The following is a 19,455-nucleotide window of genomic DNA, read 5'->3' on the forward strand; positions in this document are numbered from 1 at the left end:
CTTAGTCTGCTCTCAGCTGTTTTAAAACTGCTCTTAATACCTCTAAACGTGCCGTATATTTATCATCAGTTGCGACAATATACCAAGGTGCATAATCAGTACTGGTTCGCTCGAACATATCTGCTGCGGCTTTTAAATAATCATCCCATTTATCACGATTACGCCAATCTTCTGCGGTAATTTTAAAACGCTTATGCGGTGTTTCTTCTCTGGCTTTAAAACGCTGCTCTTGCTCATCTTTGCTAATCGCTAGCCAAATTTTTACTACAATTGTTTGACTATCAAATAAATCTTTTTCAAAACGATTAATCTCGTCATAGGCACGCTGCCACTCTAAAGGCGAAGCAAACCCTTCAACACGCTCAACGAGTACCCGACCATACCATGTTCGGTCAAAGATCGTAATTTTTTCGGCCTCATTAATACGATTCCAGAAACGCCATAAATAAGGATGACGTGCTTCAAAGCGTTCAGGTGCACCAATACAGTGAATATCATATTCACGTGGGTCTAAATTTTTAACAATTCGCTTAATTGCACCGCCTTTACCCGCAGCATCCATTCCCTCAAAAGCAATCACAACATTCCGTTTATCAAAACGCATAGCATCAGCAATTTTTTTACTCAGTTTATCGAGCTCTTTTTTATATTCAGCTTTGTCATACTGCTCCTGAGCGGGTTTTAATAAACTCTCTGGAATTTTTGCTTGCTGCCATTTTCCTTTAGCTACCGTTTCATGCTCTGGAAGCTGACGCATGTGTTGTAAAAGGTACTGAGCAAAAAATTGATCGCGCTGCTTTTCATCTTCGCCATCAATAATGTACCAATCGTCTGTAAAACGGCGGCGTAACTTTTGCAAAGTGTCATATTGTTTTTTATTACGCCAGTCTAAGCCGTGGAGCTTGTGCCAATGCTGCTCTGACGGGTCAATTTTGTCTAAACGTTTTTGTAGTGATTTCCACGAAAGATCAAACCAGACTTTAACCACATCGACATAATTATTTTTTAAATCTTGTTCAAATGCCCGCATATTTTCAACATAAGCATCAAATCGTGCTTCATCTAGAGGTTCGGTCACATGTGTTGCAGTGACAAGCAAATCGCTATACCAATTGCCAAACATCACCACAATTTGGCCTTCAGTAGGAATAAACTCCGAATAAGATTGCCAAAATGCTTCTGTATCTGTCAGCACACGTGGCGCATCTGCTTTTACTCTCAAATATCTTGGATCTAGCCACTCGCGAAGCTGCTTCACGGCTTCCCCTTTCCCTGCCAGTTCAATACCACTCATTAATATCAGTGTGCTTTTAGCATTTGGTTTGCCTCGACTTTCTTTTAAAGCATATTGTGCTTCAATCAAATCGACTGAAAGCTGTTCTTCATCTCGAATTTCAAATTTTGGTTGTTGTTCACTCATAGTCCACAGCTCTAATATTTTATTGTTTAATTTCGATGATCTTTAACTTATGCGGTTAAATGATGAATTGCTATACAAATTATGTCATTGCGACCAAATTCCGTCTAAAAATTGACGCATGAATCATTTTTTTTACATCTTCTCGCCATAGTACAAGGTTACAATGCCTCTTATGATTTTTTGTAAATAGCCCAATATTAGAGTCTTACATGTCTAAACTCGCTGCTTTTGATGAACTTTTACAACAATATAAAACATTTAATTATCACGATAATCCAGTGCTTGCCCAACGGTTGCAAGATGTACAAACATGGCTAAAAGAACGGATGAAAGATACGCATCACGAATTTTTCAACTTGCCTGAACACAAACTCATGGCACAGTATTTTTTAAATCGTTTATATGGTGGTCCAGAGTTTGATGCACTTGCAGCACAAATTGAACGTCTATTGAAATATGCCCATAAAGCAGAAAAAGTATTGCCTGAGAATGCAATTAAAACTGGAACTAAATCGGTCAGTTTAGCTGTGCTTGCAACTCAACTTGATGAACAAGTAGCGATACAGCTTCTTGAGGACTATCCGGCAGATACAGTATTAACCGACGAGATTATGCGCTTAACCCTCACCAAACTTGATCAGGCAGAAGCGCGTTATCAACAGCTTGCTCTTCTTGATGATTTAGGCGCAGCACTCGATAAATATATGCGTTCATTCATGATGTTTACGGCGTTTAAAATGTGTAAAGGTATTGCCCAAAAATATCACTTCGAATTGATGTATGATTTTATCCAAGATGGTTTTAGCGCGATGAAACCGTTAAAATCAGCCGAGAACTTTATCAAGACTTTTACTGAAAAAGAACGCCAAATTATTGAAAATGTACATTCAGGGCATCCGAATCCGTTTAGAGTGTGATAAGGTCGGCACAGAGAAAAAATCAACCTTACGAAGTTGAGATTTTATTCATTATATTTGCATGATGATGCCTGTAAAAATAGACAAAATCTGTCATCATGCAGAACTTATTCCGTTTCACTTGAGTTTGAGTCTAGGAGAGACAATATGTCTAACGAAAACCAAAAGCCAACATCTCCAACTGAGCAGGCACAAAGTTCAGACAAAGTTAGCCCATTCCTAAGCTCACCTTTACCGCAAGGTACCCCTCAAGGGCAACAACAAACTTTACAGCAAACCTTAACAGACACACCTGTGAATGGTTCTGTACCGAAATACAATTTACCACGTGGTGCTGGCAATACTGGCAACGTGGGAGAAACCACACACTTCGGTTTCTCAACTGTTAAAACTGAAGATAAAGCTCAAAAAGTTGCAGAAGTATTCCACTCGGTTGCAAGCAAATATGACTTGATGAATGACTTAATGTCATTTGGTATTCACCGCCTATGGAAACGCTTTGCAATTAACATGTCTGGCGTACGCCGTGGTCAACATGTGTTGGATATTGCTGGTGGTACAGGCGATTTGGCAAAAGTATTTAGCCGCGAAGTGGGCCCTCAAGGCCATGTCGTTCTCTCAGACATTAACGAATCTATGCTTAATGTAGGTCGTGACCGTCTAATTGACGCAGGCTGTACCAATGTTGATTTCGTACTTGCCAATGCAGAAACGTTAGAACCTTTTGCAGATAACAGCTTTGACTTACTCACCATTAGCTTTGGTTTACGCAACGTGACAGATAAAGATGCAGCGCTTGCATCTATGTTCCGCGTGTTGAAGCCAGGTGGTCGTTTACTTATTCTTGAGTTTTCTAAACCTGTATTTGAGCCATTCTCAAAACTTTATGACCTCTATTCATTCACTGCTTTACCGATTATGGGTAAATTGGTTGCCAATGATTCAGAAAGTTATAAATATTTGGCTGAATCAATTCGTATGCATCCAGACCAACGCACCTTAAAAGGTATGATGGAAAATGCTGGCTTCCAGAACTGTGACTATCACAACCTTACTGCTGGTATCGTTGCTGTTCACCGTGGCTTCAAACTGTAAGGGATAACGATATGTGGTCGATTCTGGCACTCGGTGCAGTCGAACGTATCATTCATCATCTGATCGATCTGGATGCGGTTACACGCATTCAGCTTAATCAGTTACAGGACAAAATGTTGCGTGTTGTGATTGATAGCCCGCAGCTTTCTGTCGATGTATTCTTTGACCAAGAAAAAGTACGTCTTGAACCTACTGCAACAGGGCACAGTGAAAAGCCTTCTATTTTTGAACAACGCCCTTTTGATGCGCAATTCAAAATTTCTGAAGCAACAGCAACTTTGCATGTTAAAGATGTGGTCGAACTGATTAAATTATTGGTCAGCGATCCAGATCAGATTGGTAATATCCCATTGCAAGGTGATTATCACCTGTTACAGGATATTCAAAAGATTATGCAGCAAGCTGAACCAGATTTAGCTGCGCACTTATCAAGATGGGTGGGTCCCCAACTTGCCCACGAAATTGGCAAGATTCAGCTTGTACCTAAACATTTAAAACGCTCGGTGCAAAGCCATCTATTTTTTGCTGAAGATGCATTAAAAGAAGATAGCGGACTATTTGCCCCTCGTTGGGAAATGGACGACTTAACTCAAGCAACTCGCAAGCTCAATCAAGACATTGATCGTCTAGAAGCAAGATTGCAGCAACTCAACGCACAACTACAACCCTCTCAAGATTAGGTAAGACCGTATATGATTCCGCACGTTTCACGTTTACTCGAACTTTGGCGTATTGCAGCGCACTATAGACTCGATACGTTGTTCCCTGCGGATGAATTACCAGTTAAAGCTCAACATGCATTAAGCATTATTAAAATGCATCCGGCTGCATGGTCTAGTCGCGAACGTAAAAATCCTTTAAAGCTAAAAGAAGCTTTAGAAGATATGGGACCGCTCGCAATTAAGCTTGGACAATTACTGTCAACTCGACGTGATCTGATTCCACCAGAAATACTTGCTCAATTGGTCTTACTTCAAGATCAGGTAAAACCTTTTGATAGCAATGTCGCCAAACAACGCATTCAAGACTCGTTAAAAGCTGATGTAAATACCTTGTTTGCTCGCTTTGATGACCAGCCCTTAGCGGCTGCTTCAATTGCCCAAGTTCATACTGCTGCTTTGCACGATGGTCGAGAAGTTGTTGTTAAAGTGACTCGCCCCGACATTCGCAACCAAATTTTGCAAGACTTTGAAATTTTGGCATGGTTAGGCAACACACTAGAAAGTCGCCTTGAAGCGGCTCGTGCCTTACATCTCACTGAAATTATTCAAGACTACCGCCAAATCATTTTAAATGAGCTGGACTTGAGTATTGAAGCAGACAACACCCGTCGTATGCGCCATTATTTTACTGGCTCAACCATGATGTATGTGCCTGAAGTCTACATGGACACCAAAGATGTCATGGTAGCAGAGCGCATTACAGGTGTTCCTATTTCAGATACGGCAACTTTTGACCGTCTAGGCATGGACCGCGCACAACTTGCAGAAAAAGGATTAACCATTTTCTTTACGCAAGTATTCCGCGATAACTTTTTCCATGCCGACATGCACCCCGGCAATGTCTTCGTAGAAACAATTAACCCAAGCAATCCACGCTTTATTGCACTCGACTGTGCGATTATGGGTGAGTTATCTAAGCATGACCAGATGACAATTGCCCGCATGTTGCTTGCTGTAATGAACAGCAACTTTATGCAACTCATTCAAATTGTGCACCAAGCTGGCTGGATCCCACCGGGTACAGACCAAGATGCGCTATCACGTGAAATGCGACGCACCGTTGGCCCAATGGTGTCTAAACCAATGGATCAACTTGATTTTGCTGGCATTCTAATTCAAGTGATGGATATTGCCCGCCGCTTCCATTTAGAAATTCCACCGCAGCTCATGTTGTTGCTAAAAACTTTAGTGCATGTTGAAGGCCTAGGTACAGATCTTTATCCACAGCTCGACATCTGGAAATTGGCAAAACCAATTTTGACTGAATGGGTCAAGGCCAATATGAACCCAGTCAAAAATATAAAAGAGTTAGGACAGCAACTACCAGACCTGCTTTTAGGTGCTCAAGATTTTCCAAGCTTAATTATTGATAGTTTAAATGGTTTAAAAAATCAGTCTGCTTGGCAAGACCGTCAGTTACGCGAAATTCAGCAACTTCGTTTACAAATGGAACATCAACAACGCCGCAGTTGGATGTTCGGTAGTAGCATGCTGATTTTACTGACCATCGCGATTATTAGCCCATGGTTTGTTTCTATTATTTTAATTGTGCTAAGCAGTTTATTGGCACTTTGGCGCATATTGAAATAACTTCTCCTTAGCAAAGGTTATTCTTAGTTTTAGCATATAAATGTTTAAAAAATAGAAGAATAACCTTTGAAAATTACCGATCTTGATTATTCGGTTTTAACCGTCGCAAATATCTGAATAACATACTGACAAGTAATGAAGATAAGTCGTTCTTTAGCATGACAGAAAGAAAAAGCGCAAAGAATTTCTCCGCAAAACGACGCTGATGCCGTACACTATACAAGCTATTTTTAGCATCTGACTTAAATCAATTTATAGTTCATATTTCTTTGGTGATTCCTCATGAATAACGCGCAATGGCTCGATGAAGTAAAATTTAACGAACAAGGTCTTATCCCTGCCATTGCTCAACATCATCAAACCGGACGTGTTTTGATGGTGGCATGGATGAACCGTGAAGCACTCGCGTTAACAGCAGAAAAAAATCAGGCTGTCTATTTCTCTCGCTCTCGTCAAAAACTCTGGCACAAGGGTGAAGAATCAGGTCATTTCCAAACAGTGTATGAAATTCGTCTGGACTGCGATGGCGACGTGATTGTGCTACAAATTGAACAACACGGTGGTATTGCATGCCATACAGGTCGTGAGTCTTGCTTCTATCGCAAACTTACACCACAGGGTTGGGAAATTGTCGATGCACAGTTAAAAGACCCTACTGCAATTTATGGCGAAAAAGCTAAAACTGAAGCACACGATCATGTACAACCCACAGAACAAGTCGACGTACTTGCTCACTTAGGTCAATTGATGCAAGAGCGTAAGCAAGCTGAAGCAGACACTTCATATGTTGCAAGCCTCTACAAAAAGGGTATCAATAAAATCTTAGAAAAAGTCGGTGAGGAAAGTGTAGAAGCGATTATTGCTGCTAAAGATTTTGCCGCACAGGATTCAGAAGCTCACTTAAACGATCTCGTTTATGAAACAGCGGATTTGTGGTTCCATACTATTGTCATGTTGGGTTATTTCGATATTAATCCACACGTTATTATTGAAGAATTAGCCCGCCGTCAGGGTTTATCTGGTTTAGTTGAAAAAGCTAACCGCAACAAGGTATAAAATCACTCAGTGTCGAATATTGAAAAACCTAAAGCCACCTATGAACAAGCCATTGCCATAGATAACGCACGTCTTGGGCAGTCATTTAAAGTGATTGCCTATGCTGGCACAGGTAAAACCACCACTTTACAAATGATTAGCGATGCCATGCCTGAACGGCGCGGTATGTATCTCGCATTTAACAAAGCTATTGCGGGTGAAGCACAAAACAAATTCCATCGTAATGTGGACTGTCGTACTTTTCACTCGCTCGCCTTTCGTAGCGTGCCCCGCGGTGTAACTGACAAATTACGCCTACCCCGACTAAGCCCAAGTTTTATTGCGAAAGAATATCGACTAGCACCTATTACGCTACGACGTATGATGGGTGGGCGTTACGAAAAATATGTTTTAATGCCAAGTCGCCTAGCGAGCCTTGTCGCAAATGCAGTAAGCTATTTCTGCTCAACGAGTTCTCAATATCCGGCACCTCGACATATTCAGGCGCCCAACTGGTTGCATCCAGATGATATTATTGAATTACAAAATCATCTTTACCCTGCTGTGGAACGGCGCTGGTTAGAGTCGATTGACCAAAACCATCAAGCTGGTATTGGACATGATATTTACCTCAAACTTTGGGCATTGTCTGAACCAAACATTCCTACTGACTATGTATTATTTGATGAAGCACAAGATGCTGACCCTCTAATGCTGGGCATTTTGCTTCGCCAAAAAAATACTCAAGTTATTTATGTAGGTGATGCGCATCAACAAATCTACGCTTGGCGTGGTGCAATTAATGCCATGCAACAATTGCCTTTGCCGGAATCTCGGTTAACCACTTCTTTTCGTTTTGGTGAGGCTATTGCCGATGTGGCCAATGCACTGCTTGGCGGATTAAATGAAACTGTGCCCTTGCTGGGTAATCCAAACCAGAAATCGAGCGTCGTAAATAAACCGCATACTAAAATGCGTGATGCGATTTTATGCCGCACCAATGCTCGTGCAATGGAACTTTTATTAGCAGGTTTGGTTCATGGCGATAAAGTGAGTTTGCAAGCTGACCATCAAAAACTAAACCGTTTTGTAGATGCTGCAAGTTTCTTAAAACAAGGCAAAAGGGTCACGGACGTTCCTGAGCTAGCATGGTTCAATTCATGGCATGATGTTCATGAATACTGTGAAACCAGTGAAGGAAGCGACATTAAACCTCTGGTTAAACTGGTTGATGATCACGGAACTGAACCATTAAAAAAAGCACTTGCAAAGATTACACCACTTGAGCAAGCTGATTACGTCATCTCGACGGCCCACAAAGCGAAAGGGCTAGAATGGAACCGCGTTCATATTGAAGATGACTATCAATTTAAAATTAATGGCTTAGAACACAAGATTACGGATGAAGAATTAAGATTACTTTACGTTGCCTGTACTCGTGCTAAAGTAAGTCTAAATATCCATCATCTTTATGATCTGATACAACAATTAAAACTCAGGGCGCCTTTAAGTCTTCGTCAATCGGTTGGTTGAAGCGCTCATACTTAGGTGAGCCTATGAAACTTGAATCTATCCAATTTAAACATATTGCTCTATTTCAAGAACTAAAAATACAGTTTCAATATGAAAAACAACCTATTACCCTAATTTTAGGTGAGCAAGCAACCGGTAAAAGTATGTTATTGAAACATACTTATCATGCTTTAACTTGGTTCCCTGCTCGTCTTAAAGATTTACGTAGCCCCGGTATTGTTATGCCTGATCAGGACATTACCCAATCGCGGCTACAATCAAAAATCGAAGTCACCCTTCAAGTTCCCCCAGAAATTGGCTCTTTACCAGAAAGCACCTCTGCTCAAGAGGTGGATTCTTCTCTTTGTAGCTGGAAACTTTTTAAAACCCTAAATGCAAGTGGCATTGGGACCAGCCAAGTCGAAACTCAGCAACTTGATCAGACGATGGCACTTTACCAACAGGTTATCAAAAAAGATCCATTACAAGGATTGCCCTTAGTCGCTTATTATCCAGCCGAGCGATTTGTAAATGATATTAATCTGCTCAATAAAAATTTACCCGGCATTACTCAACCCATTTCAGCCTATGATATTAGCCCAGTTCCATTTACAACCTTCACGCGTTTTTTTGAATGGTTACGTGAAATTAGCGATATCGAAAATGCTCAAGCTGCACATCTCTTACAACGCATTAAATCTAAGCAATCAGATCAACAAGATCAGACAGAACTATTAAATGAGCTTCAAAAAGAGTTATCTGGGCAGCCTAAACAGCTTACCTCTCCGAATCTCTACGCACTTAAAAATGCATTAAATATTGTTTTGCCAGAGCTCAAAGACATCTATTTACAATATCAGCCTCGGCTTCAACTCATGGTTGACTATGATGGTCAAACCCTGCCGTTTCAGCAGCTTTCCAACACCACAAAAACATGGATTGCTTTAGTAGGCGATATTGCCCGCAGAATCTGTTTACTCAATCCGTTAAGCTTAAACCCGTGCCTTGAAGGGGAAGGAATTTTACTCATTGATCAGATTGATGCGCAGCTCGACTCGACACATTGCACAGAAATCTTAAATCGGCTTCACCAAGCATTCCCACGCTTACAAATTATTGCAACTGGAAGTCGTGAGGAGTTACTGGAACATGCCTCGGCCTATCAATGTTTAAAACTAGAGCATGGTAAAATTAGCCATCTTGATTTAAATACAACCAAGCAACAGCTTGAACATATCTATACATTACTTCAAAAAAGCGATTCCTTGGTTTCTCATATAGAAACACCGCCTCCGAGCTTAATAGACCCTATCCCGTCTCCAGCACAGATTGATATTTTATTTCAACAGATTCAGGGTTTAAATGAACAACAAAAGAATGAATTGCTACGCATGATTCATGCAGGAGATACACCCGAAGAAAGTCCTTCAATTTAATTTTTATGACTCATTTATTCTATTTTTAGAATGAAATTCGGTGTCGCACAATATATAGTTTAAACAGGATTTTTAAGCTCTAAAATCACTAGATGTTGTTACTACATGTAATAACATCAGATTTTTACTGCTTTTTTAGTGTACAATAAATTTCATTTTGCGTTTTAATTCTTCAAGTTGCGCAATACAACTTGTTTCTCGCTTTATTTTTCTAATTTGGTTGGGCTTTCAGAATACAAGCCTTGGAACTCTCTTTGAATTCCTATCTATTCTGAAATTAAAATTTCACTTTTAGGCTTCGGCCTAAATCACATATGGATACGAGTGTGCTACCGATAATTATCTTATTACCGTTAATATTAGGCACCACCCTTGTTTCATTGCTTCAACGGTTCTCTCGTGGAGTAACGGCTTTAGGGGCGATTGGAGTCAGTTTAACCAGTTTTGGTTTATTACTGACTCAAGCTAAAACTGTGCTTGGTGGTGCAAGCATTCAACAAAGCTGGGATTGGTTACCTCAATTAGGAATTAATCTAAGCTTCAGACTCGATGCTCTTGGTTTATTATTCTCTCTACTTATTACCGGTATCGGTACACTCATTTATATATACGCCTACTACTATCTTGGCCCTAAAAATTCTTTAAGCAAACTCTATTCTTTACTCATGCTGTTTATGGCAGCAATGCTGGGTATTTCGCTCTCTAATAATCTTATTATTTTATTAGTCTTTTGGGAGCTCACCAGTATTTCATCTTTCTTGTTAGTGGGTTACTGGAGTCATTATGAAGCTGCTCAACGCGGCTCTCGAATGGCACTGACCATTACAGGGATGGGTGGTTTGGCGTTATTGGGTGGATTTGTTCTATTAGGACAAATCACCGGGACCTATGAAATTAGTGACATCATGGGCATGAAAGACGCCATTCAAGCCCATGCTCTATTTGTTCCAATGTTATTGCTTATTTTGCTTGGCGCATTTACGAAGAGTGCTCAGTTTCCATTTCATTTTTGGTTACCAAACGCGATGGCAGCACCAACCCCAGTGTCTGCCTACCTACACTCTGCGACCATGGTAAAAGCCGGTATTTTTCTACTTGCCCGCTTACTGCCAATTTTTGTAGGCGCTGCGCTCTATCATAATATTGTGACATTTATCGGCCTATTTACACTTTGTATGGCAGCATGTTTTGCCATTTTTAAAGAAGATTTAAAAGGTTTACTTGCGTACTCAACAATTAGTCATTTAGGACTTATTGTTTGTTTACTTGGTATTGGTTCGCCTTTAGCAGTTGCTGCTGCTATTTTTCATATTATTAATCATGCAACATTTAAAGCTGCACTCTTTATGATTGCAGGGATCATTGACCATGAAACTGGTACACGTGATCTACGAAAACTCAGTGGTATTTGGCAATTACTTCCTTTCACTGCCACATTAACCATGATCACCGCTGCTTCTATGGCAGGTGTACCACTCACTAATGGCTTTATTTCTAAAGAAATGTTCTTTACCGAGCTATTGGCGAATCTTTCAGGTTCAGCCGTTATTTTTGCCAGCATCATTGCAACGCTTGCTGGTATTTTTGCAGTGAGTTATTCAATTCGCTTAGTGCACGGTGTGTTTTTTGACGGTCCAATTGGTAAACAAGTGCCAAATAAAGAGGCTCATGAACCGCCTATGGGCATGCGCGCACCTGCTCTTCTTCTTGCTGTGCTATGTATCTTAGTCGGCGTTTTACCTTCTTTGTTGGTAGAGCCACTCGTAAATAGCGTAACGAGAGCAAGCTTGATGCAACCAGAATTTGCAGGAACCCATCTTGCAATTTGGCACGGATTTAACGCTCCTCTTGTGATGAGTATTATTGCTTTAGTGGGCGGCACACTGTTCTATTTTGCTTTAGCAAAAGATGGCATGATTCGTAAAATTGACCTTGACCCGCGTCTCGGCAAATTACAAGGCCGCATTTTATTTGATTTATTTTTAAAACATCTGTTGCTCACAAGCCGAAAAATCAAACAAAAAACTGAAAATGGCTCATTGCAAAGTTACTTGTTCTTGATCATTGCTTTTAGCATCATCATGGTCACCATGCCGTTACTCAATCAAGGGCTTAGTACAGGCACACGAGAACTCACTCATGCACCATGGATTGCCATTGTTCTTTGGCTGACTTTATTCTCAGGTTGCTGGATGATGCTGTGGTTCCACCATGAACGTATTAAAGCAGTCCTTATTAGTGGTGCAATTGGTCTGGTTGTAACGATGGTATTTGTCACCATGTCAGCACCAGATTTAGCTCTCACTCAAATTACGGTAGACGTTGTAACCACTGTTCTTCTATTAATGAGTTTATCTTTACTTCCACAGCTAACGCCGTATGAGTCTCTTCGTTCTAGACGTTTAAGAGATGCTGCTTTAGCAATTATTGGAGGTTTAGGAATTGGCTGGATTGCGTGGCTGATCTTAACCCGTGATCATAATTCGATTTCATGGTTCTTTGCCCAACAGTCTTTACCACTTGGCGGTGGCTCAAACATTGTAAATGTCATTTTAGTCGACTTCCGTGGCTTCGATACCTTCGGTGAAATTACGGTACTAGGCATTGCTGCTATTGGTTCACTTTGTCTCATGGACGGTATGCGTGTACACGGTACCACCATAACCCAAGGTCTCACCTACCGTTTTAATCCATCTCCACTCATGTTTCGTATTACAGCCTCTTGGGTATTGCCATTAGCGCTTGTCGTGAGTGTGTATATCTTTATGCGAGGCCATAACTATCCGGGCGGTGGTTTCATTGCAGGTCTAATTACCTCAATGGCGTTAATTATCCAATATATTGCGCTAGGCCAAGACCAAACTGAATACTTACTCAAAGCAAAGTCTGGTCGTCTTTACGAAATCTGGATTGGTTCAGGTTTAACAATTGCTGGTCTTACTGGTATAGCAGCATGGTTCTGGTTACGTCCATTCCTCACCAGCGCGCACGTGTATGTTGAATTACCTATTCTAGGAAAACTACATTTGGCCTCTGCTGCGAGTTTTGACCTAGGGGTTTATATCACCGTTGTTGGCGCAACAATGTTGCTCATCTCGGTACTAGGAGACTCTCGCCACTCAAGTATGTCTGGACCTGTAGTACCACATCGGGAGGAATCATCATGATCAGTTTAGAATTCTTATTGGCTTCTGCGATTGGTTTACTTGTTGCCACAGGTATTTATCTGATTTTACGTGCTCGTACTTTCCCTGTCGTACTTGGATTAGCTGTAATTGGCTATGCTGTAAACCTATTTTTATTTGCGATGGGCCGATTACAAATTAGCTCACCCGCAATTTTAACTGAAACAACAAAAATAACCGATCCACTTCCTCAAGCGCTGGTGTTAACAGCCATTGTGATCGGTTTTGCAACCACCGCTTTTATTGTACAACTGGCGCTGCGTAGCCGTTATGAGTCAGGTAGTGATCATGTTGATGCTAAAGAAGACATCTCTCCAACATACGACCCACGCGAGGATGAGCCGTAATGTTTGATTTTTTATCTTTCTGGCAAGAACATGCGCCTATTTTTAGCATTCTCATCCCAGCATTTACTGCTTTTGTATTATTACTGCTAGGCAACCCCGGTGCAGGTGCTTTAAACGATGACTGGCGTCAACCATGGCGACGAGGCATTAGTCTTGTTTCCGCAATTGCCGGATTAGTTACCGCAATTGTATATTTGAGCTTTGCAAGCACGGGGCAGATTACCACTTACCAACTGAGTGAATGGACAGCACCGTTTGGTATTGTGCTCGTATTAGATCGTCTTTCTACTTTTATGCTGGTACTCACCTACGCGTTAGTTGTTCCAGTTTTATGGTATGCAAGTGACAATTGGGATACCCGTGGTCGCTATTTTCATGCCATGGTGCATTTCTTGTTAATGGGTATCTGTGGAGCATTTTTAACAGGCGATTTATTTAACCTTTTCGTCTTTTTTGAAATCTTGTTAATGGCTTCGTATGTTTTGCTTTTACATGGACAAGGCAAACCTCGTTTTCAGCTTGGCGTTCACTATGTCATTATCAATCTTTTAGCCTCTGCCCTATTCTTAATTGGTCTTGGTATGATTTATGGCAGTGTGGGCAGCCTCAACATGGCAGATGTTTCACGCCTTATTCCCACACTCGAAGCAGATCAACACAAATTAGCCGTAGCAGGTGCCTTACTTTTATTTGTAGTGTTTGGCATTAAAGCAGCCATGCTTCCTGTAGGTTTTTGGCTACCAAAAACTTATGCTGTTGCAAGCACGCCTGTAGCTGCAATTTTTACCATTATGACCAAGGTCGGGATCTATTCGATTTTGCGTGTAAATGGAACAGTATTTGACGATGCGCTTAGTCAAGACATCTTGAAAAGCTGGCTACTTCCTATTGGTTTGATTACTTCACTCTACGGGGTGATTGCAGCAATTGGAGCAGATCGGTTACGTCGCTTCGTCGGGTTTATGGTGCTTTCTTCAATTGGTACATTGCTCACAGCAATTGCCATGTCGAATACACAAGCATGGTCTGGCGCATTATATTATTTAGTGCACAGTACATTGATTGGAGCAGCTTTTTATCTATTTTGTGGATGGATCACCTCACAACGTGGAGATTTTAAAGATCATCTAAAAGTTGCCCCAAGAATCAAACAAGAAAAAGCCGCTATGCTGACTTATTTCTTAATTGCCATGATGCTCGCAGGTTTACCACCTTTTAGTGGTTTTCTTGGAAAAGTATTTATTTTACAAGCGACAGTTGAAACCAGTTATCAAGGCTGGATTATTGGGGTAGTACTTGTTGTCAGCCTATTAAGTATTATTGCTTTGACACGTGTTGGTTTTATTTTGTTCTGGCGAGCAAGTCCTCCAGAGGAAGATCCAATTCATCCAGCGTATATTCTTTATCGGGCCTTACCAGAGCGAGCACCACCACGTAATGATCAAGTCATATATGTGTTACTTGCTGGCTTAATGGCTTATGTTGTATTTGCTGCACCTATTCAGCATTACACATTAAGTACTGCCCAACAGATTCAAGACCATGCGCTTTACCAACGCACTATTCTCAAAGTAGATAAAAATGGTGAAGCTATCAGTGTGCAACCATTTGATCCCTCTTATCTACCAGAAACCAAATATGGTGGTGAAGTCGAAGATCATAACGCGTACCTTGTTCCAGATGTTATTTCGAAAGATACCTTCAATGGTGAACATATTTCAGAATATAAACATCGGCAAATACAACAACAGGACAAACTACAAACCCCTACCATTGTTGATGAAAGTCAATTGAAACCTATGGAGCCATAACAATGCAGTTATCTCATTTGCTTGAACGTTGGTTTCCACATCCATTTGTTTCCGTTCTTATCATTTTATTTTGGCTGATGTTGTCACATAGTCTTGATGCTAGCGACCTTCTGACGGCAGTGCTTTTAGGTTTAGTCATTCCTCGTTTAGTCCAACCATTTATTACCCGTACACCACATATTCACTGGAAACCAGCTGTTAAATTATATTTTGTAGTTCTTTGGGATATTGTCATTTCTAACTTTCGGGTGGCAAAACTCGTTTTAGGGCCTACCAAAAATTTACATCCTAAATGGTATCGTGTGCCCTTAGAAACGGAACATGAGCAGGTTAATAGCTTACTGGCAATGATCATTACCACAACACCCGGTACGGTTTCTGCGGGTATTGATCAGGAGCGTGGAGATATTCTGGTTCATGCGTTAAGCACGGATAACACCGAATCTGATATTCAAGACATCAAACAACGTTACGAAATGCCACTTATGGAAATTTTTGATGTAAAAAGCAAAACGGAGACAAGTGTATGACGATCCTACCCTATGCTCTAGGTATTAGCTCGATTGCCATAACAATCTCTATGCTACTTTGCCTTTTCAGATTGGTCATTGGCCCATCAATTGTAGACCGACTTTTAGCACTCGATACGCTTTTCTTAAATGCAACTTGCCTGATTGTTGTTTTAGGCATTTATTGGATGACGACCTCTTTATTTGAAGGTGCCCTACTGGTTGCTATGCTAGGTTTTGTATCTACAGCAGCCTTAGCACGCTACTTCACAACCGGTCATGTTATCGATTAAGGAGAGATCAAAATGCAGTTTGTAATGGAAATTATTGTTTCGGTCTTTCTGGTTTTTGGTGCTTTCTTTATGTTAGTCGGCTCAATTGGGATGGTACGTCTACCTGACTTATTTATGCGCTTACATGCACCCACAAAATCAAGTACGTTAGGATTAGGTAGCTTCTTGATCGCTTCTATGATCTTTTTTGCTTTCCAAGGCCGCTTCGGTTTTGCCGAGCTACTGATCACACTGTTAGCTTTTATTACCGCACCGGTTTCTGCCAATTTAATTGCTCAAGCTGCGCTACATTTACGTTTGCGTTCGCTGAGTGGAGAAGTTCCAGAAGCAATTGAGCGCCCCCTGCCTTGGGACCGTTATAAAATTGGACAGCGTTTCTCACAAAATAAACCGCCTATGGACCCTCCTAAAGAGTAGAGAGAAAAGCCAATCAATAAAAAAGCCACCCGAAGGTGGCTTTTTTATTATTAATTTATATTACTGTTCGTCATCTGACTCGCGTTTCGGTAAATCATTTACCGCTTTCTCGATCAGACCAAACATATAGTTACCATAAGCATTCGTCTTGTCATAATGGAAACGCAATCTTGGCGTAATACGTGTCTTGATACGACGACTCAATTCATGACGCAAGAAACCAGAAGCTTTATTTAATACTTCTAAAGTTTCTTTATTTGCTGCTTCACTTTGCTCATCGCCAAGTTCACGTCCCATTACAGTGACATAAACTTCAGCATAACCCATGTCTGCACTGACTTTCACCGCAGAGATGGTCACTAGACCACCTAAGCGAGGATCTTTAAGCTCCTGACGGATCAGCTCAGACAACTCGCGTTGCACTGAATCCGCCATGCGCTTTAAGCGTTGGCTACCCGCCATTAAAGACTCCGTTTAATCAATTGAACATCATAGACTTCAATTTTATCTTTCACTTTGATGTCTTTATAACCTTTCACCGCAAGACCACATTCCATACCGGCACGAACTTCTTCAACCACTTCTTTATAGCGACGAAGAGATTCAAGCTCACCTTGGAACACAACCACGTCATCACGTAATACGCGAATCGGTTTATTACGATGCAATACACCTTCAAGTACCATACAGCCTGCTGCTGCACCAAACTTACTTGAGTGGAATACTTCACGTACTTCAGCAACACCCAAGATTGTTTCACGATGTTCAGGAGCAAGTTTACCGCTCATGGCATCTTTCACATCATCAATTAATTCATAGATGATGCTGTAGTAACGAATATCGATACCGTCTTGATCACTTCTCTGACGAGCAGTCGTATCGGCACGAACGTTAAAGCCTAACAATACAGCTTCTGAAGATTCAGCAAGAATCACATCAGACTCAGTAATCGCACCAACACCCGAACTAATTACACGAACTTTTACTTCATCAGTAGATAATTCATGTAAAGCTGCATTCAATGCTTCTAAAGTACCACGTACATCTGTTCTTAAAACAACGTTGACTGTAGGAACATCTTTTTTGCCCATTGACGACATGATATTTTCAAGGCGCATTGCACTTTGACGATCAATACGTTTTTGACGTTCACGGTCAGCACGAGCATCAGCAACTTCACGTGCTTTCTTCTCGTCATTCACAACAAGAACTTCATCACCTGCCATTGGAGCATCTGGAAGACCCAGAATTTCTACTGGAATAGATGGTCCTGCTGATTTAATAGGCTTACCATTTTCATCAGACATTGCACGGACACGACCATATGATGAACCTGCAAGAACAAGGTCACCAATATTTAATGTACCGTTTTGAACAAGAATAGAAGTTACTGCACCACGGCCTTTATCAACACGTGCTTCAATAACCACACCTTGAGCAGCACCTTGAGCAGATGCTTTTAATTCCATCAATTCTGATTGAATAAGAATTAAATCAAGAAGTTCATCAATACCTTGTCCACTGTGTGCAGAAACCTTAGCAATCGGAACATCACCACCCCATTCTTCTGGAACGATTTGTTTCGTTGTTAATTCATTTAACACACGGTCTGGATCAGCAGATTCTTTATCCATTTTGTTGATAGCAACAATAATTGGAGTACCCGCTGCACGCGCATGGTCAATTGCTTCTGCAGTTTGTGGCATTACACCGTCATCTGCTGCAACAACCAATACAACGATATCCGTTGCTTTAGCACCACGTGCACGCATTGAAGTAAATGCAGCATGTCCCGGTGTATCAAGGAATGTAATAATTCCTTTGTCTGTTTCAACGTGATATGCACCAATATGCTGGGTAATACCGCCTGCTTCACCTGCCGCCACTTTCGAACGACGAATACGGTCAAGCAATGATGTTTTACCATGGTCAACGTGACCCATAATGGTAACAACTGGCGGACGAGTTGTTTGCTCACCACGTGCTTCTTCAGCCGCTTCAAGCAAGTTATCTTCCGCTTGGGTATCAGAAACTAATACAGGGTTATGACCCATTTCTTCAACAACAAGTGCTGCTGTATCTTGGTCAATAGCTTGTTCCTGATTAACCAACTCACCCATTTTCATAAGTGTTTTGATAACTTCACGTACTTTAATCGCCATTTTTTGAGCAAGATCGGCAACAACAATGCTTGAACCGATTTCTACATCATAAACTTGCTTTTTAACTGGCTTTTCAAATCCATGCTTATTTGCCTGACTTGATTTTAAACCACGTTTGTTATGGTTAACAAAGCTTTGCTCTTCTTGACCACGACGACCACCTTTTTTACCCGCACGTGGGTTAGTGGTTGCGCCACCGCGTTTAATTTCACGGTCTTCTTGCTTAAATGAATCTTCATAAGCTTGGCCAACTAGACCTGAAGCAAGTGGAGAATCATCAATCACACGAATTGTCGTAGTAGCCTCGTCATTTGAATACTTAGACGCCATTTTGCGCATTTGTTCAAGTGTACGTTGCTGAGCTTCTTCAGCCGCTTTACGACGCGCAGCTTCTTCAGTTGCTTTTAACTGAGCTGTTTGTGCTTCACGCGCTTTCTTTTGCTCTAATGTTTCTGCTGGTTTTGGTGCAGGTTTTACTGTACCACCACCACGTTTTTTCACTACTACAGCAGCTTTAGGAGCTGTCTGCGCAGCGCTATCTTGTTGATGAGCAGCACGCATAGCATCTAAAGTTGCTTTTGCTTTTTGCTCTGTTTGAAGACGCGCGTTTTGCTGTTCAGTGTCACGCGTTTGCTGTTCTACACGTGTTTTAGCTTCAGCTTCTGCACGTGCTTTAGCTTCAGCTGCAATTTGTTCAGGGTTTGGTTTAGCAAAAACCTGTTTTTTACGTACTTCTACGTTAATTGTTTTTGCTTTACCTGAAGTACTTGCAACTTTAGCGGTACTGGTTGTTTTACGTTTCAACGCAATTTTTCCTGTGTTACCACTTTCCTGACCATGCACTTTTTTCAAATGATTGACTAAAGTATCCTGTTGTTCAGTGGTAATAATATCGTCTGCTGTACGTTGAGGCAAACCTGCTTCACGAGCCTGTTCTAGGAGCTTCTCAACAGGACGTCCTACACTGAGAGCTAACTCTTTAATCGACTTGTCCGTCATATTTC

Annotated in this window: 16 protein-coding genes; 13 read left to right on the forward strand and 3 right to left on the reverse strand. The window is 41.2% G+C overall.

Annotated elements, in window-relative coordinates:
- Window position 1: 1 nt before the first annotated feature.
- Window positions 2–1,420 (reverse strand): polyphosphate kinase 2, encoded by a 1,419-nt coding sequence (locus OD757_RS14095; protein WP_009393220.1) that lies wholly within the window; start codon window positions 1,418–1,420, stop codon window positions 2–4.
- A gap of 209 nt (window positions 1,421–1,629) precedes the next feature.
- On the opposite strand from OD757_RS14095, the gene OD757_RS14100 reads away from it, so the two are divergent.
- The 13 genes from OD757_RS14100 (at window position 1,630) to OD757_RS14160 (ending at window position 16,289) form a co-directional block, all read left to right on the forward strand.
- Window positions 1,630–2,337: an FFLEELY motif protein gene (locus OD757_RS14100; RefSeq protein ID WP_263032260.1), complete on the forward strand. Its 708-nt coding sequence runs from the start codon at window positions 1,630–1,632 to the stop codon at window positions 2,335–2,337.
- A gap of 147 nt (window positions 2,338–2,484) precedes the next feature.
- On the forward strand, window positions 2,485–3,432 hold the full coding sequence (gene ubiE, locus OD757_RS14105; RefSeq protein ID WP_004640878.1) for a bifunctional demethylmenaquinone methyltransferase/2-methoxy-6-polyprenyl-1,4-benzoquinol methylase UbiE: 948 nt from the start codon (window positions 2,485–2,487) through the stop codon (window positions 3,430–3,432).
- Between the two features lie 11 nt (window positions 3,433–3,443).
- Complete coding sequence (locus tag OD757_RS14110; RefSeq protein ID WP_263032261.1) at window positions 3,444–4,112, forward strand: SCP2 domain-containing protein; 669 nt, start codon at window positions 3,444–3,446, stop codon at window positions 4,110–4,112.
- 12 nt (window positions 4,113–4,124) lie between these two features.
- On the forward strand, window positions 4,125–5,744 hold the full coding sequence (locus tag OD757_RS14115; protein ID WP_009393215.1) for an ABC1 kinase family protein: 1,620 nt from the start codon (window positions 4,125–4,127) through the stop codon (window positions 5,742–5,744).
- 282 nt (window positions 5,745–6,026) lie between these two features.
- Window positions 6,027–6,800, forward strand: a complete 774-nt coding sequence (gene hisIE, locus OD757_RS14120; protein WP_263032262.1) for a bifunctional phosphoribosyl-AMP cyclohydrolase/phosphoribosyl-ATP diphosphatase HisIE — start codon at window positions 6,027–6,029, stop codon at window positions 6,798–6,800.
- A 9-nt stretch (window positions 6,801–6,809) separates the two neighbouring features.
- Window positions 6,810–8,312 carry a UvrD-helicase domain-containing protein gene (locus tag OD757_RS14125; RefSeq protein ID WP_263032263.1) on the forward strand — a complete coding sequence of 501 codons (1,503 nt, stop codon included), beginning with the start codon at window positions 6,810–6,812 and terminating at the stop codon, window positions 8,310–8,312.
- Between the two features lie 23 nt (window positions 8,313–8,335).
- Complete coding sequence (locus OD757_RS14130; RefSeq protein ID WP_263032264.1) at window positions 8,336–9,727, forward strand: AAA family ATPase; 1,392 nt, start codon at window positions 8,336–8,338, stop codon at window positions 9,725–9,727.
- Between the two features lie 314 nt (window positions 9,728–10,041).
- Window positions 10,042–12,894, forward strand: coding sequence for a monovalent cation/H+ antiporter subunit A (locus OD757_RS14135; RefSeq protein WP_263032265.1), 2,853 nt, complete (start codon window positions 10,042–10,044; stop codon window positions 12,892–12,894).
- Window positions 12,891–13,259 (forward strand): Na+/H+ antiporter subunit C, encoded by a 369-nt coding sequence (locus tag OD757_RS14140; RefSeq protein WP_003654595.1) that lies wholly within the window; start codon window positions 12,891–12,893, stop codon window positions 13,257–13,259. The genes OD757_RS14135 and OD757_RS14140 overlap by 4 nt, the downstream gene beginning before the upstream one ends.
- A complete protein-coding gene (locus OD757_RS14145; RefSeq protein ID WP_263032266.1) occupies window positions 13,259–15,070 on the forward strand; it encodes a monovalent cation/H+ antiporter subunit D in 1,812 nt (603 codons plus the stop codon). The genes OD757_RS14140 and OD757_RS14145 overlap by 1 nt, the downstream gene beginning before the upstream one ends.
- A gap of 2 nt (window positions 15,071–15,072) precedes the next feature.
- On the forward strand, window positions 15,073–15,600 hold the full coding sequence (locus OD757_RS14150; RefSeq protein ID WP_263032267.1) for a Na+/H+ antiporter subunit E: 528 nt from the start codon (window positions 15,073–15,075) through the stop codon (window positions 15,598–15,600).
- Window positions 15,597–15,872, forward strand: coding sequence for a monovalent cation/H+ antiporter subunit F (locus tag OD757_RS14155; protein ID WP_004795001.1), 276 nt, complete (start codon window positions 15,597–15,599; stop codon window positions 15,870–15,872). Before OD757_RS14150 ends, OD757_RS14155 begins: the two co-directional genes overlap by 4 nt.
- 12 nt (window positions 15,873–15,884) lie before the next feature.
- Complete coding sequence (locus OD757_RS14160; protein WP_005037179.1) at window positions 15,885–16,289, forward strand: Na+/H+ antiporter subunit G; 405 nt, start codon at window positions 15,885–15,887, stop codon at window positions 16,287–16,289.
- Window positions 16,290–16,349: 60 nt separating this feature from the next.
- Here the strand turns inward: OD757_RS14160 and OD757_RS14165 are convergent, their stop codons facing one another.
- Window positions 16,350–16,751, reverse strand: coding sequence for a ribosome-binding factor A (locus OD757_RS14165; protein WP_009393224.1), 402 nt, complete (start codon window positions 16,749–16,751; stop codon window positions 16,350–16,352).
- Window positions 16,751–19,450: a translation initiation factor IF-2 gene (gene infB / locus OD757_RS14170; protein ID WP_009392995.1), complete on the reverse strand. Its 2,700-nt coding sequence runs from the start codon at window positions 19,448–19,450 to the stop codon at window positions 16,751–16,753. The genes OD757_RS14165 and infB overlap by 1 nt, the downstream gene beginning before the upstream one ends.
- Window positions 19,451–19,455: the final 5 nt, after the last annotated feature.

This window comes from Acinetobacter sp. AYS6, assembly GCF_025630795.1.
Lineage (GTDB): Bacteria > Pseudomonadota > Gammaproteobacteria > Pseudomonadales > Moraxellaceae > Acinetobacter.